This is a genomic window from Methanohalophilus sp. WG1-DM, assembly GCF_004104135.1.
Classification (GTDB): domain Archaea; phylum Halobacteriota; class Methanosarcinia; order Methanosarcinales; family Methanosarcinaceae; genus Methanohalophilus; species Methanohalophilus euhalobius.
The window spans coordinates 1-15,731 of the sequence record NZ_RRBA01000002.1; the positions used below are offsets into that span (position 1 = coordinate 1).

A 15,731-nucleotide genomic window follows, 5' to 3' on the forward strand; every position below is an offset into this window, starting at 1 on the left:
AACACGGGATTACAGGTATATCCTGGAATCTCAGGGGTGCTTGTCAGCCACCCGGACGAATGCTTAATTGACATTCAAGCCCCTTGCCGTAAGGGAGGGATAGTTGACTATTGGAGAACGCATCTGCAGAGGAATAATTTTATAAGCATCAAACCACATTTAGGGGTGGCAGGCTAGTCTGGGTAGGTCGGCGTCACCTGTAACCCGAAATCGCCGATATGCGGGAGACGAAGCTGAAGGAAGTCATCAGGATTATTTTCAAGCCTGTGACCTCAACTAAGAAACTCCGTCCTGTTTGGATGATGTTGCTAGAGAGGTTGGTTGGAGAATCAGCCCTCTATCTTTACCGCGGAAACCGGTCGAGGCCCGGAAGGGAGCAGACTTACCGCGAACATACATCGCTCTCAGGGTTGCGGGGTGGAGGCGAGGTCACAGTCCCCTGGAAAATGAGAATGATGGCAACCGGATGCATGCCTGCCACTTTATACAAGCAAAATCTTATATATATGACTGGCTTATGGACTGCTTACCCGGGACGAGATAGCCAAGCCCGGTATGGCGCAGGATTGCTAATCCTGTGGTGCTCGCCACCTCGGGGGTTCGAATCCCCCTCTCGTCGTTAATCATTTTTTCAATAGTTTTATCAATGAAAACATAGAAAGTTAATACATGTCAGATAAAATGAAAAAACTCCCGGTTATCCAAAGACCTGCGCCTGAAGATGAAACTCCTTCCTGTGGTGGTTGTGATTCAAAGGGAAGTTGCAATCACTGGGGAATTAAGCCAGGTTCTGAAAAAGAGGAAGTATATCGTAATGTCTTAATTTATCTGACAATGGGGATTGTCATCATAATTACAGCTCTGCTTATCAAGGCCTTACTGTCCTCATTTTAAAAAAAGAATTATTTGTAAGGAATGCACATTTTCCTGCCACATGACAGACAGGTTATACACACTGTTCCTTTTTTCAGCCGCACTTTGGAACTACTACCCGGTACAAGATAAGAATTACAACTACGACACACCCTTCTGCGAAGGGAGGCAGGCAAACGGATTCTGTAGCGCATACCAATCCTGCGTGCAAGTGTAACATACCTGTTACTTCTGTGAGGGTGTACACTGTATGATGCTTCTGCAAGTTTGAAAAGGCGTTCAATTCTCTGTTTTGCCAGATCCTTCATGAGATTTTTCTGCTTTTTTCGGGATTTAGACACACAAACTACCTCAAATATTCAGGGATCACTATTGTTTTCAAGAATAATTACCTTTGCTTTACTTCTTTTTTCTACAAGTTTTTTGAAGAGATCTGTGTCGGCGTCCGTTCCCTCCACACTTCCATAATGCATTGGTATGACATAAGCTGGCTTTATACATGAAACTGCTTCTGCAGCTTCCTTTTCATCCATAGTATAATATCCCCCTATAGGAAGCAGGACGATATCAGCTTCAATGGAAGCCATTTCATCGATCAAATCTGTATCCCCTGCATGATATATCCGCAAACCTTCCAGCTCAATCACGTAACCCACACCTTCTCCGGCCGGATGGAAGGGTTTGTCTATATTGTAAGCTGCAACTACTTCTATATTCAATCCCTTTATTGCAAGTTCATCCCTGAGGACATCCCCGGCTTCAATTCTTCTTGCATCGCCCCGAAACTGCAGACTGCAACTTGTCGGAATCAGGGTAGTAGTCGTGCTTTTCCTGACCTTCTGAATATCCTGCGGGGAACAATGATCGAAATGCTCATGAGTGATAAGCAGCACATCGGCCTGGTCTTCGTAGTCGATATAACCACCCACGTTATAGGGGTCAATATATACCACCAGATTATCCCCACGCAATCTGAATCCTGCATGCCCCAGCCAATCAATGTGCACTTTTCCTATATCTATAGATTTCAGTCTATAACCTCCTGTGAATATTTAATGGCGGTAAGTTTATTAATATTTCATTTTATCAAAGCTAATACAAAAAAACATCCCTTATATTCCATAATTCAACTTTTTCCAGTCACATTTAATCAGAGATTAAATGGGAGTTTCATTTTAAAAATGAAACATCAGGATATATTAATACAAACCGCCTTGAATTTAAATTAAATCAGGCCTAACAAAATTTATATAGAATAACTAATGTATATACAATTATAAGTCAGTTTTGAAAGGATTTTATGCCGCTTGAAAAATTGACATCAAAGAAGAAGGGACCTAAAATGAAAATAAGAGTAGTCAGTTCTAAAGAAGAAATCGAGACCCTGGATGAAAATGAGGAAATTATTCACCTCGCATTCAGGCCATCCAATACGGATATTTTTTCCCTTGTGATGAAATGTCCCAACGTAAAGGCCCTGCACATCCCCAGCTCCTATAAAAGAACGATATCCAGCTCTGCAAGAATGTATCTTGAAATGCAGGGTATTGACTTACTTGAAGGCGATGTATGGGGACACAGGAAAGACATAAACGAGTATTCTGAAGTATCCAGAAGTGTGTATGACCGTATTGAAGAATTCAGGAAAGAAGGGCTTGCCGAAGAAGAAATTATCGACAAAATGGTCAAGGAAACCCGTTTAAGCCCGGATTTCATAACTTTCCTGATGAAGCAGAATTCCTGATTCTGCAAAAAGAAGTAAGAATCCCTTCAAGGGGTCTTACGCTTTCTCTTTTTAACCTGTCTTATACTAATTATCCCAGTGAAGGGAGCTTAAGCCCTACCACTGAAACTACAAGTACAAAAATCATCAGTGACACCACATAACCGTATCCCTCGTTTGCCATTCCAAGAGAATGCACAACAATAAGCATAACGGCGAAAAGGGTTACTGAACCCACAGCCAGCAGAATTTCAATGCTCTTTTTACTCATGAAAACTTACATGTTCAACTTCATACATGAAATTAACGCAAATAAAGACAAGCTATAAAAATAATACCGATGGAATGTATCAGAAAAGGTGGTAAAGAGCTGTTATGACAGAATTCGAAAGGAAACTTGTGCAGTCTTTCAATGATTATTTTGAGAATTGCAATATAAAAGCGATAGCCCACCGCATTAAACAACATCGTTTCACACCCCAGTTTTTGGATGTAATGGTAGATTCTTTGAACCCGGACTATTATTTAGGGATAGAGTGCAAGAGTATTTCAACTGAAAAGGGGGCCAATGCACTTTATTTCAGTCAGCATTTCACCATAGACAAAAATGGGGCACATCAGGTAATACGCATATCGGAATACCTGAGAAGGTCCGGAAGGGCCGGATTTCTGGTTGTTGAATTACGACAGGGGTCCGGGAAGTCCCGGCAAGCCTATATAATCCCCTGGAAAGATATCGAGGAAAAATACGAATCAGGAGAACTGAAATACACAATTGATGAAATTAAACTTTATTCAAAGCTTGAAAGAAAGGGTGACGCATATCATATCGAACCTGAAAAATGGGCCAAGCAAAATAAATGGATGCAGACGGGGGAATGACATATAGAAAAAGTACTCAGATCAATGAAAGAACATGCAAGAGAATGTAATACAGAAATACAGAAACATGAATCTGTATATGTGGTATCCCACATTGACGCAGACGGCCTGACTTCTGCCGGAATAATATGTAAAGCCCTGCAACGTGCAGGTATCAATTATGAAATGAGATTTGTAAAACAGCTGGATGACAATATCATAGAAGACATCGCAAATATAAATCCGGAACTTGCAATCTTCACAGATCTGGGAAGCGGCATGCTGGACAGCATAACTGCAAAGGGTATCAATGCCATAGTATCAGATCATCACCAGCCTCGTGGAGAAGGGAAATATCACCTCAATCCCCATCTTTTCGGTGCTAACGGATCATACCAGTTAAGCGGCTCCGGAACAACCTACATCCTTGCAAATGAGATTGGCCAGAATAGAGATCTGGTTGATATAGCCATGGTTGGTGCTATCGGAGACATGCAACACCTAAAAAAAGGGCAGTTGACAGGTGTTAACCGCCTGCTACTTGAAGAAGGAGTGAAAAACGGCCATCTAAGTTACGAAAAAGATCTCACCCTTTTTGGTAAACAAACCCGCCCGGTCTATAAACTTCTGCAATTTTCTTCTGATCCTTTCCTGCCAGGCCTGTCCGGTGACGAGGATGCATGCATAGGCTTTCTCCATGACATGAATATCCGGTTTGGGGGCGATGAACGATGGAGACGCTGGATTGATCTTGAATCTGCAGAAAAACAGAGAATAATATCCGGGGTCATGCAACACTGTATCAAATCCGGGCTTCAACCCTTCAAGGTTGAGAGATTGATCGGGGAAGTTTATGTCCTGCTCAATGAACGTGAAGGAACGGAAATGCGGGACGCTTCCGAATTTTCCACACTGCTCAATGCCACAGCACGCTATGACCACGCAGAGACCGGACTGGCCGTATGCATGGGAGAACGGGGAAAGGCTTACGAGGATGCAAAGAAGCTTCTTGGAGAACACAGGCAAAATCTTGTCAACGGCCTAAAACTTGTGAAAGAAAACGGCATTATACAACTGGACCACATACAGTATTTTGATGCAGGAAACAAGATCAAAGAAACGATTGTCGGCATTATCGCCGGTATGAGCATTACTTCTGCCGGAAGACGGGACAAGCCCATAATTGCCTTTGCGGATTCAGATGATGGTGTAAAAGTATCCGCCCGGGGAACACAGGACCTTATCAGGAAGGGGCTCAACCTATCACAGGCAATGTCAGATGCGGCCGGCTTCGTAAACGGCGCAGGAGGAGGACATGACATTGCAGCAGGAGCGACAATACCTGCAACGGGCAGAAACGAATTCCTCAATAAGCTGGATGAAATAATAGGAACCCAATTCCAGAAAAACTAAATTTAGAAATAGTCTTCGATTTTGTCCATGGAATTGATATCCATCAGTGTAGACATTGCATTGGTGCGGATATTGATTCCCTGTTCTTTCATTATAGCCATTGGATTGGTACCCCCGATAACCACCACACCAAAATGGTCACGTTCCACTGGAACATCGAGTACACGGCTGTTGGGGTCCCCTACCTCCAGAATACCATTTATTCCAATATCCATCATTCCCGAAAGAACACTGTTAATCTCATCCCTTTTTGCAAGATGGACTTCCCTTAAGTTTGCAAGAATCTTACCCGAACCGGTCTGAAGCATCCGGGTTACAGAGGTAATATCCTGTGACATGAGTACTTCAAGAGGATCTATTGTGGTGCTGGCATAGGTCAGCACATCAGTAAATCTGACGGGCAGACCATTGCGGATCTGCACAACTCCCCCGAATTTGGGATTTGTCATAATTCCCGATTTTAGCAAGACCCCGTCTATGGTCATACTACACATTGTAGCGATGCCTACCTTACCCTCCGGTATGGTTAGATCACCTATAACGTCTCCGCTTTCCAGGACCTTTAAGAAAGGACTTACTGAAAGGCCGCTGTTGGAAGTAAGCTTCAAAAACTCCAGTACATCGACAATATCATCCGCATCAGCAATGGAGAGGTTGACAATTATATCCCCCTCCATACTTTTTAAGTCCAGGGTGGTCCTGAATATAAGGTCTTCGATCTTTGAAGACGTGAACTGCACAACACCACGTTTATCCTGCATTGATACACCCTTAAATCGTTTTTATGAAAAATATACACAATAGTTTATATGTTTACTCATTGATAATCTGATTGAAAATATCAGTATACTTTTCAGGCACTGTCAGGAATTCCAGCCGGGAAAGATCTTCAACTAATCCGTACATGTCCTCCCTCCTGAAAAGGCCGAATTCAGGCACATCCATCGGTTTAACGTGACGTATTTCAGGCACCTGCGAGTATGCAGAATTTTTTATAAACCCATCTTCAAGTAAATAATAGGCGCCACCTTTTTTGTTTTTTACAGGCTCATACACCGAGGAAAAATCACGACACACCCAGTTGGCCATTTCGAGGGTTGAATCCGATGCATTGATCGTAATATGCCCGTATCCGGGAGGTACAACCACCACGTCCATTGCGCTGGCTTCCACAACCACAACATCCTCAACCTTACCATCATTAACTTTCTGGAGAAGATAGGTAGCACTGCCTTCATGTACCTGATAAACCTCTGCATAGGAAAGATTGCTGCCCGGTACCTGCGGATGATAATGACCGGCTGTTTTTACATATTCCACTCCCAACATTGCCGGAGGTATTATTGTGATATCATACCTGAGGTTATGTGATTTTATTTTATCAAGATCGCCAGGGTTTTGGGACAGGTCCCTGTACATATAATAGAGTTCTTCATTTTCCCTTCCTTCAAGCCATTTTTTGTCATAAACAACTTCAGCCATATCATAAAGCATACGTACATCTGGTACCCTTTCAACCCCACCGAAAATAATTTCATTTGACATTATCATACTCCTTCAAGACTTATTCCCCTTATAAGCTGCCAGCGGCAATATTAATAAACAAAAGAATTTAAAACTTTCCTCCAGTGCCTTTTTAAATAGAGGCTGACATTATGTAAAACGGGATGCTGTAATGGATAGAGAAATCAGGTTAATACATACTGCTGATACACATATTGGTTATCGGCAATATCACAGCGATGTACGCCGCCGGGATTTCCTGGAAGCCTTTGAAAAGGTAATTGATGATGCCATTGACATGAAAGTCGATGCTGTAATTCATGCAGGAGACCTGTTCGATTCCCGCAATCCCACCCTGGAAGACATTCTCGAAACAATTCAGATAATGTCTAAATTAAAAGCGGCCGAAATTCCCCTGCTGGGAATTGTGGGTAATCATGAAAGCAAACAGCAAACCCAGTGGCTCGATCTGCTGGAAAACATGCGTCTGGTCAGGCGCCTGGGCAACAGTCCTTTTATGGCAGGCAATATTGCGATTTATGGTATAGACAGTATCCCCCGTCCGAAGATACAGTCTTTTGACTACTCCGTTTTTGAAACTGCCCGGGAAGCTACACACAATATCCTTGTAATGCATCAGCTAATGAAACCGTTTCCTTTCGGGGAATGGGATGTGGCTGAAGTAATCCATTCATTCCCCTGTGCACTGGATGCAATATTGCTCGGGGACTACCACAAGTATGAAAAAACAAAGGTGGAAAATACATGGGTTACCTACTGTGGAAGCACAGAAAGGAACAGTGCTGCAGAAGAAGAACCCAGAGGATATAATTTAATCACTGTTTCCCAAAAAGGCATTGATATAGGCAGGCGACAAATAAATACGAGAGAATTTTTGCACATCGTCGTGGACATCAAGGATGAGAATGATGCATACCGCGATATTTTCAATACGATCCGCGAATATGATGTGAAGGAAAAGGTCGTTTTTATTGAACTAAAAGGCAATTCGCAGGTGGATATTGCCTATAGTGAGATAGAAGAATTTCTTGATAAGCAAGGAGTACTGGTCAGTCGCATATCCGATTTGCGAAGCAATTGCCCTGACGAGACTGAAAATCAACCGGAAATAATATTCTCAGATCCCGACATTGCTGCCCGGGAAGAAATCAAGAAAATGGATCTTACAGATGCAGGCCTGTTGATTGATGAAATCATAAGGGACCTGTCCATACCTAAAACCACCATCGACCACAAAACAGAAGCTTCTATAGCGACGATGATAGAACAAATGGATTTCAGTCAGGAAATTCCCTTAAACATTCACCGGCAAAAACAAGTTGAAAGTAATCGGAAAGAAGAGCCATCCCAAAAGGAGGAGCCTGTCTTCGTTGAAAAGGGAGATGATAAAAAATCCCGGCCTCCAAGGAAGAAGAAAAAGGAAACCAATGCAGTGGACAAGGATGTTGAGCAAAAACCACAGAAAACAAAGGTTCCACGACAGTACAATCTGGGGGATTATCTTTGAGATTTAAACGACTTAAAGTGAAAAACATACGCAGTTACAGCGATCTCGAGATTGATTTCAACGAAGGGGTAACTGTGGTTTCAGGGGTCAATGGAAGTGGAAAATCCAGCCTTCTTGAAGCCTGTTTTGTGGGACTTTTCGGCCACAGGGGGATTCCAAGAGATTTCGTACTTGCAGACCTGGTGCGCAAGGGATGTGAAGAAGCTGTAATTCACCTCGAATTTGAGCACAGGGGACAGGAGTATGCTGTCATTCAGGAATTTCGCAACAATCCCGAAACGGGCAAAGCCTCCACCACTAAATCTTATCTGGAGATTGACGGGGAAGTAGTTGTAAACCAGGCCACACAGACGTATGAGTCCATTCGAAATCTGCTGCGCATGGATGAAGAAGCCTATAAGAACTGTGTATATATCAGGCAGGGAGATATTGACGTTCTCATCAATGCCCGTAAAAAAGACAGGCAGAGGATGATAGATGACCTTTTGCAAATAGGCAGACTGGAAGAGTACCGGGAGCGGGCAAAAAGTGCCAGGACCGGTGTGGGGAGACATATAACTGAAACTAATGCCCGGATCAAGGACCAGCAGGAAGAGATTGAAACAATTGACGCAACCAAACCCGTGGCCAGGAAAAATCAGTTGAATACGGATTTGAAGCAATTGCAACAGGAAGTTGCGAATCTGGAGACGATGCGAGACAGAACCAGCACCCGTATCGAAAAGGATCGCCAGCACATCGAGCAATATACCAGAACCCAAAAGCAGATCGATGAACTGGACAGGGGAATAAGCGGACTGGAAAAACGGAAAAAAGAAGCTCTCACATCCCTGGAAAGTAAAAGGAAGGAGGGAGACAGGCTCCACAAATCCATTCTGGAAATTGAAAACAAAATACAGGAATTATATGATTATTTCGAACTTGACGAAACCACAGATGTGGACAATTTCACTGCCCGTACAGAAAAAGAAGAGCGGGATGCTTATGAAAAAATCAGTCAAATAAAAAACAAACAGGACCTGAAACTACAGGAAAGGGAAAATTCACAGAAAGGCCTGACTGAAACAAAACAAAATCTCAGTGCACTGGAAGAAGCAATCAAAAAAAGATCCACTCAGGAAAAGAATCGGTTAAAGGAAATAGAGGAAATCAACCTGGAGTATTCGGTGCTGGAAGACGAGATCGGGACACTCCTTGAGAATGCCCAATCAATGGGTTTTGATCGGAGGAAACTGGACAATCTGGAGGAATTGGAAGACCTGCTTTTGAACAAGCAACGTCATCTCCATGGAAAAGAAAAGGAAGTCAGAACCCGGCTAGACCAGCTCTCAAAAACACTCACAGAACATAGAAACCTGCTGGAAAAAGGAGCCTGCCCCACATGTGGACAGGACCTGCAGGGCTCGACCATTGTCAATGATACTAAGGAGGAAGAATTACAGAAAAAAGAGCTTGAGGAGCAACTTGAAAAACTCATCCAGGACACGCAAAGGACCGAAGAGAAAATTGCCACCTTAAAAGAGGCAGGCAAAATAAAAAAACAGGTCGATGAAAAAAGACAGAGGCAATTGCTTATAAATCAAAAACAGGAAAACCTGGCCTCCTACAATGAGGAATTGAAGAAACAAAACCAGGAGGATGGAAAGAAAAAACAGAAACTTTCAGAAAGGATAGGAGAACTGGAAAAAGATATTAAAAGAGCCGAAGATGAAATAAAAGAAATACAGCAAACTGCAAAAACTGCCACCGAGCATCATAAGAAAATGAAAGAAAATCTTGAAAGTGCAAAATACCTGATGAAAATAAGGCAGGATCATACACAGATGCAGAGTGATCATCAACACCTGAAAACAGTTATTGTGGATATTCAGGAAAATGTGCGTTTCATTGATGAACAGATAGCAGAGAAAAAAAGGAATAAAAAGCAACTTGAAAACGAACTTGGCAAGGAAAATATAGAAGAACTGGAGAAGAAATTGCATGAATTCCAACAAGCTTATCAAAAAATAATTGGGGACATTGAAGAAAAGAACAAACAAAAAACGGATCTTTTAAAGGAAATAGGGCAAATAGAAACCAACCTCAAAAGGAAAAAAACGTTGCAGGAAAAACTAAAAGTATTCAATAACCGGGAAAAGTATCTCAAAGCTGTAAGAAGTGATGTAGAAAACCTGGAAGACATGTACATGAGATTACGTGCAGAACTGCGTACACGCAATATTGATGCACTGGACAGATTGCTCAATGAAATCTTTTCCTTTATGTACACCAACAATGCCTACTCACATATCCAGCTGGATACTGATTATGAGCTTACCATCTATGAGAAGGACGGGACTCCCCTGGAACCCAAATTGTTGAGCGGAGGAGAGCGGGCGATCTTTAACCTTGTTTTAAGATGTGCTATTTACAGGTTACTTTCGGAAGGACTGGCCGGCGGGGAATACCGTAATGAAATGCCCCCTCTGATCATGGATGAACCCACTGTGTTCCTGGACAGGGGACATGTGCACCAGCTTTTAAAGTTAATAGATCTTATGAGGGACATGGGAGTCGGCCAGATACTGATAGTATCCCACGATGAAACCCTTATCGATTCGGCTGATAATGTATTTGAAGTCCAGAAAGATCCCACTACAAATATATCTTCCATTATTGCGCAATGAAAGCATATAAGAATAATTTAAATAGAATATTTATAAGAATAAATAAATCATATTCATATTGAGGGAATGAACGTTTTGCGAGGAATTGGATGGAATCCGGGCAGAGAGATTTAATTATTGAACGTCTTGAAAAGCAGATCCGTAACAAAGAAGAGGAAATATCCGATATCAAAACAAATCTCAAGAGTTCTATTATGACGGAACTACGAGAAGAATTGAGAAATGATATGGATATAAACAAGAGGCTGGCCGAACTTGAGCAACAGGTCAAAGAAATATCTACAAATATAAATGGAATCCTTGAGGAACTCCTGGACCAGAAATCGCGTATCCGGGAAATGGAACAGGCAAACAAACAGCAACCCGGGGAAAGGGAGTCCGATGCATGGAGCAAATATGAAGAAGGAACAGTCAGCCAGGATGCTTATACCGAGGAAAAGGAGCCTGTACCCCAACCTGCAGAAACCAGTAACGATACCCCTGAAAGATCCCGGTCTTCCCCCGAGCAAAAAAGAAAACCTCGTATGCACTTCCAGATCAGGGATGTCGATAAAATGATGCCTTCTGAGAAAAATCAGGAAAATGAGGTTTCTGAAGAGGAAAAAGATGAGTACATCGTTGCTGAAAGTGAGAATCGCAAAGTGGAAAAGACCATCAAGCCAGAAACCCAGAACGAGAACTGTGAATACATAATTGCCGGTGACAAGGGACCCCTGGAAAATAAAAAGGAGTGCGAATACGAAACTGTCGAAAACAAAGATGAGGACTCTGAAATAATCGTCAGGAAGAAGAAATCGTTCTAAAGTCCAAAGAGGATTGGCGTGTATATTAAAAAGATAGAATTTCTGAATTTCAAATCATTCGGGAAAAAAGTAAAAATCCCTTTTTTTGATGATTTCACAACTATTTCAGGCCCCAACGGAAGTGGTAAATCCAATATAATTGATGGTATTCTTTTTGTACTGGGATTGTCCAGCTCCCGCACATTGAGGGCGGAAAAACTTACCGACCTCATATATAACGGGGAAAAAAGCAAAAATCCCGACAATGCCCAGGTTACCATTTATTTTGATAACAAGGACAGGGAACTGCCTGTTGACAACGATGAAGTAGTGATCAGCCGGAAGGTACGTAGCACAGACAATGGTTACTACAGCTATTTCTATTTCAACGGCAAATCAGTAAGTCTTGGCGATGTGCACAATTATCTTGCAAAGGCCCGGGTCACCCCCGAAGGATACAATGTCGTAATGCAGGGAGATGTCACACGAATCATCACAATGACCGCCGGGGAGCGACGCAAGATCATAGATGAGATTGCCGGGGTAGCAGAGTTTGACAATAAGAAGGAGAGAGCCCTCAATGAGCTTGAAGTTGTGAGGGAGCGCATTGAACGGGCAGATATCCTGATAGATGAAGTGGATAAGCAAAAGGAAAAGCTCCAGGGAGAACGTGACCAGGCCGTCAAGTATCAGTCCCTCAAGGAAGAAAAGATGAAGTTTGAAGGTTTCGTGCTGCTTTCTAAACTCAAGGATGCAAAAACCGAACTTGAAGGAGTCGGGCAGGAATTCAGCGCCCAGCAGGAAAAATTGGAAGAAATCTCCTCTGAACTTAAACAGAAAAAAGATGTCCTGGAACAAAGGGAAGAAGAATTACGCTTACTTAACCAGCGCATCCAGAAGATGGGCGAAGATGAGCAGATCGAGGTAAAAAGGCGAATTGAAGAGATCCGTGGAGAAATATCGGGATGCAGTGACCGTATCGAATATGCAGGCCAGGAAATCGATGAGATCGATGCCGCAAGACGCAGGTCTTTCCTGGAAATCGATGAATCAAAGGATAAGGTAGATGGCATCGAGGAAAAGATTAAGGAACACAGTTTCCAGAAGGAAACCCTGCAATCGGAAATTTCTGAAAAACGCACCCAGAGAATGCTACTGCAGAGCAGGATTGCCGATGTGGACGAAAAGTTTGCCCGTACAAGGGACGAGCTTTCTGCAAACAAGGAAGAACTGGAACAACTGAAAACCCAGAAAAACGAGCTCATGCGTAACGAGGACAGGCTGCTGGATTCCCTGCGTCGCAAATCCGCAGACGTAGCAGAAATAGAAGATGAGATCCGGCAGGCAAAGGAGAAGGCCAAGTCCTCTGAAAGCGATACTAAATCCGTCCAGTATGATATTGACAAACTCAACGAAAAGATAGAAGGGTTGACAAAAGACCTGGATGACCTGGAAAGCAATCGTTCTCAGATAAAAAAGGTTGTCAACGACCTTGAAAGTGACATACGCAGCAAACAACAGGACTACGCAATGCTTGAAGCCCGTGTGAGGGCAGCAGAGGATACAAGCAGGTATTCCAGGGCAGTAGACGCGGTAATCAAGGAAAAAGACAAACATGGCCTGCCCGGTATTTATGGCACCATAGCAGAGCTGGGGAAAGTAAACCAGAAATATTCAACCGCCCTGGGAATCGCTGCAGGAGGACGAATGCAGGCTGTTGTGGTGGATACGGACGAAGATGCTTCCCGGGCTATTGCTTACCTGAAACGCCAGAGATCGGGCAGGGCAACCTTCCTGCCCCTGAATAAGATGGAAGCACGCAGACCCTACAAAAACCTCTCCGACAGGGAAGGTGTAATAGGTTATGCTATTGATCTTATCGATTTTGACCCGAAGTTCGAAGCAGCCTTCTGGTATGTATTCCGGGACACCCTTGTTGTTGACACCCTTGAAAACGCCCGAAAACTGATGGGCGGGTTGCGTATGGTAACCCTGGAAGGCGAGATCGTTGAGAAAAGCGGGGCAATGAGCGGTGGCTCCCAGCGCAAGTCCGGCCTGTCATTTGCAGCCTCTGAAAAAGATAAACTTGTCAGGATATCCGAAGAACTTACCAAACTGGAATCACGCAGAAGCAATGCGATCAATAAACTGGATACTACCGAGGGGCATATTTCAAACACCAACAAGGAAATCCAGCAGTATGAGAACGAGATCGCACGCAAACAGATGCAATTCGAGGAGATTGGTAAGCGCGGAGAGACGCTTGAAAAGTTGCTCAATACCAAGGATGAGGAACTCAGGCAAATCGAGGAAGAACGCCAGCAGATGCGAACGGAGATGAATGAAACCGTTGAAAAGAAAGAGCATCTGGAAGAAAGGGAACAATCCCTGCAACAGAACATAACGCAGATCGAGGAAAAACTCGCCGATTCGGAAATTCCCGAGCTCAATAAGCAGGCAGAATCCCTGGATGAGGAACTGCGCCGCCTGGACGGAAGAATAAGGGATATTGACGGGCAGATCAATGCTCTTGAACTCGATAAAAAATACGCAACCGAGAAAATGGAACAAAATCGGGAACAAATCGCCCAGATGGATGAGAAAAAGCGTACACTAAAAGAGCGCATAGAAGAACTCAAGAATAAGATCACATCCCTGGAAAGCGAACTGGAAGAAAAGAAACAACGTGAAGAAGAACTCACAGGTGAACTGCGCCAGCTTCAGGGAGAAAGAAAGAATAAGGAAATGGCCTACTCAACCCAACGTGATGAAGTTGACAGGGTCAAGAGCCGCTATGAAAAGGCAGAGAATCAGAAAATGGCACTTGAGGCCACACTGGATGCCGTGAAGGAACAAATTGAACAGCTCCGCGAAGAGATCACACGCCGTGGCCTTGAAGAGACTGATGAAGTCCCTGGTTACGAAACCGTGCGTACAAGGATAACTTCGATTGAAAAGGCAATGGAAGCCCTGGAACCTGTGAATATGCGGGCAATAGATGAATATGAGGAAGTGGAGCAGAGAATTGTTGATCTCAAAAGCCGCAGGGCAATACTGTTCAATGAAAGAGAGCAGATCCTGGATCGTATCGACCAGTATGATAACCTTAAAAAAGAAACATTCATGGAAACCTACAATGGCATTAATGATGCCTTCAAGGAAATCTTCAATGAGCTTTCCGATGGTGTCGGGGAACTTGTGCTGGACAATGAAAAAGACCCTTTCTCCGGAGGCATGACCCTCAAAGCCCAGCCCCGGGACAAAACCCTGCAACGACTGGAAGCGATGTCAGGTGGAGAAAAGAGTCTCACAGCACTTGCATTTTTATTTGCTATCCAGCAATATCGTCCCGCACCCTTCTATGCTTTTGATGAGATCGATATGTTCCTTGACGGAGCAAATGCTGAAAGGGTTGCCAGGCGTGTTAAAAAGGCGGCAAGCAATGCCCAGTTCATAGTTGTCTCTTTGAGAAAACCGATGATAGAAGCTGCCGAGCGCACAATAGGCGTTACAATGCAGCAGGATAATATCACAAGTATTACGGGTGTGAAAATACGGTGAATAGTATCTCGGTAAAAAACGATGAAATCCCCTTGCTGGAAAACATGAGACAGGGTATTGATCCTGAATTCCTGAAAACGTTGAAGGAACTGGGTGTTGACGAGGACGATCTGGAATTATCGGATGATGTGCTCTGTGAACCTGTAGAGATCCTCGTAAACCTTGCAAAAAATGAAAGTATCAATCCCTGGGATATTGATATTGTAGAGATTACGGATAAATTCCTGGAAAAAATAGAAGAAATGAAGATAATGGATCTCAGGATCTCAGGCAGAACACTGCTTTATGCTTCCATTCTCCTCAGGATGAAATCCACAGGTATCATACAGGAAGAAGATGAAGAACCCGATGAAGAGATACCTGATGATGATCTCGAATTCCAGAATGAAGAAGACTATCCGGTACCCAAATTGCCGATTAGGCGTGCTGCTACAAGACCTGTCACCCTGCAGGAACTTATAAACGAATTGAAAAAGGCAGAAAATGTTGAATCCAGAAGAGGTCGGAGGCGACAAAAACGTGTCCTCCACATGGAAGAGGAGCCTACCACTGAAGATGTGCTTGGTATTGCTCATGAGGAAGACATAAAGGGGCGTGTCGAAGACCTGGAAGAAATAATTGAAGAGATGCTGCACGGGAAAGAAACGGTCACTTTTACTGAGATCATAGATCCCATACCCTCCCGTTCAGAAAGGGTAATGACGTATCTGTCCCTCCTTTTCATGGCTTCACAGAGGAAAATCTGTTTGAGACAGGATGAACTCTTCGAAGAATTGTATATATACTCTTATGGAAATAAAGAGCAGCCTGTTTGAAGGGGT

General features: G+C 43.4%; 14 protein-coding genes, 1 tRNA gene and 1 other RNA gene. 11 read left to right on the plus strand and 5 right to left on the minus strand.

The features are described 5' to 3' along the window. Positions 1-166: 166 nt before the first annotated feature. From ffs to CI957_RS01920, 3 genes are all read left to right on the plus strand, one after another. Positions 167-480, plus strand: an RNA gene (gene ffs / locus CI957_RS01910) — signal recognition particle sRNA. A gap of 54 nt (positions 481-534) precedes the next feature. Then, positions 535-619: transfer RNA gene (locus CI957_RS01915), tRNA-Ser, on the plus strand. A gap of 50 nt (positions 620-669) precedes the next feature. Further along, a complete protein-coding gene (locus tag CI957_RS01920) occupies positions 670-894 on the plus strand; it encodes a hypothetical protein (RefSeq protein ID WP_096712046.1) in 225 nt (74 codons plus the stop codon). Between the two features lie 8 nt (positions 895-902). On the opposite strand, the gene CI957_RS01925 is transcribed toward CI957_RS01920, so the two are convergent. Next, entirely contained in the window at positions 903-1,214 is a 312-nt protein-coding gene (locus CI957_RS01925) for a ribonuclease P protein component 4 (RefSeq protein ID WP_105460268.1), read from the minus strand. Positions 1,215-1,232: 18 nt separating this feature from the next. Continuing rightward, positions 1,233-1,904 (minus strand): MBL fold metallo-hydrolase, encoded by a 672-nt coding sequence (locus tag CI957_RS01930; protein ID WP_128754116.1) that lies wholly within the window; start codon positions 1,902-1,904, stop codon positions 1,233-1,235. 311 nt (positions 1,905-2,215) lie between these two features. Between CI957_RS01930 and CI957_RS01935 the strand changes: the two genes are divergently transcribed. Next, the gene (locus CI957_RS01935) at positions 2,216-2,617 is read left to right on the plus strand and encodes a DUF1699 family protein (protein WP_096712146.1); all 402 of its coding nucleotides are present in this window, start codon (positions 2,216-2,218) and stop codon (positions 2,615-2,617) included. Between the two features lie 70 nt (positions 2,618-2,687). Here the strand turns inward: CI957_RS01935 and CI957_RS01940 are convergent, their stop codons facing one another. Next, a complete protein-coding gene (locus CI957_RS01940; RefSeq protein ID WP_096712043.1) occupies positions 2,688-2,867 on the minus strand; it encodes a hypothetical protein in 180 nt (59 codons plus the stop codon). 104 nt (positions 2,868-2,971) lie between these two features. Between CI957_RS01940 and CI957_RS01945 the strand changes: the two genes are divergently transcribed. Next, positions 2,972-3,478 carry a hypothetical protein gene (locus CI957_RS01945; RefSeq protein WP_096712042.1) on the plus strand — a complete coding sequence of 169 codons (507 nt, stop codon included), beginning with the start codon at positions 2,972-2,974 and terminating at the stop codon, positions 3,476-3,478. 24 nt (positions 3,479-3,502) lie between these two features. Continuing rightward, a complete protein-coding gene (locus CI957_RS01950; protein WP_096712041.1) occupies positions 3,503-4,870 on the plus strand; it encodes a DHH family phosphoesterase in 1,368 nt (455 codons plus the stop codon). Between the two features lie 2 nt (positions 4,871-4,872). Here CI957_RS01950 and CI957_RS01955 read toward each other — a convergent pair whose 3' ends face one another. Together CI957_RS01955 and CI957_RS01960 are read right to left on the minus strand one after the other, a co-directional pair. After that, positions 4,873-5,631 carry a DUF128 domain-containing protein gene (locus CI957_RS01955; RefSeq protein ID WP_096712040.1) on the minus strand — a complete coding sequence of 253 codons (759 nt, stop codon included), beginning with the start codon at positions 5,629-5,631 and terminating at the stop codon, positions 4,873-4,875. 52 nt (positions 5,632-5,683) lie between these two features. Beyond that, positions 5,684-6,415, minus strand: a complete 732-nt coding sequence (locus CI957_RS01960) for a glucose-6-phosphate isomerase family protein (protein WP_105460272.1) — start codon at positions 6,413-6,415, stop codon at positions 5,684-5,686. Positions 6,416-6,545: 130 nt separating this feature from the next. Between CI957_RS01960 and CI957_RS01965 the strand changes: the two genes are divergently transcribed. From CI957_RS01965 to CI957_RS01985, 5 genes are all read left to right on the plus strand, one after another. Beyond that, positions 6,546-7,901, plus strand: a complete 1,356-nt coding sequence (locus tag CI957_RS01965) for an exonuclease SbcCD subunit D (RefSeq protein ID WP_128754117.1) — start codon at positions 6,546-6,548, stop codon at positions 7,899-7,901. Then, the gene (locus CI957_RS01970) at positions 7,898-10,567 is read left to right on the plus strand and encodes an AAA family ATPase (protein WP_128754118.1); all 2,670 of its coding nucleotides are present in this window, start codon (positions 7,898-7,900) and stop codon (positions 10,565-10,567) included. The genes CI957_RS01965 and CI957_RS01970 overlap by 4 nt, the downstream gene beginning before the upstream one ends. Positions 10,568-10,656: 89 nt before the next feature. Beyond that, positions 10,657-11,370 (plus strand): hypothetical protein, encoded by a 714-nt coding sequence (locus CI957_RS01975; protein ID WP_096712036.1) that lies wholly within the window; start codon positions 10,657-10,659, stop codon positions 11,368-11,370. A gap of 18 nt (positions 11,371-11,388) precedes the next feature. Beyond that, positions 11,389-14,910 (plus strand): chromosome segregation protein SMC, encoded by a 3,522-nt coding sequence (gene smc / locus CI957_RS01980; protein WP_128754119.1) that lies wholly within the window; start codon positions 11,389-11,391, stop codon positions 14,908-14,910. Then, positions 14,907-15,725, plus strand: coding sequence for a ScpA family protein (locus CI957_RS01985; RefSeq protein ID WP_105460276.1), 819 nt, complete (start codon positions 14,907-14,909; stop codon positions 15,723-15,725). The genes smc and CI957_RS01985 overlap by 4 nt, the downstream gene beginning before the upstream one ends. Positions 15,726-15,731 lie beyond the last annotated feature (6 nt).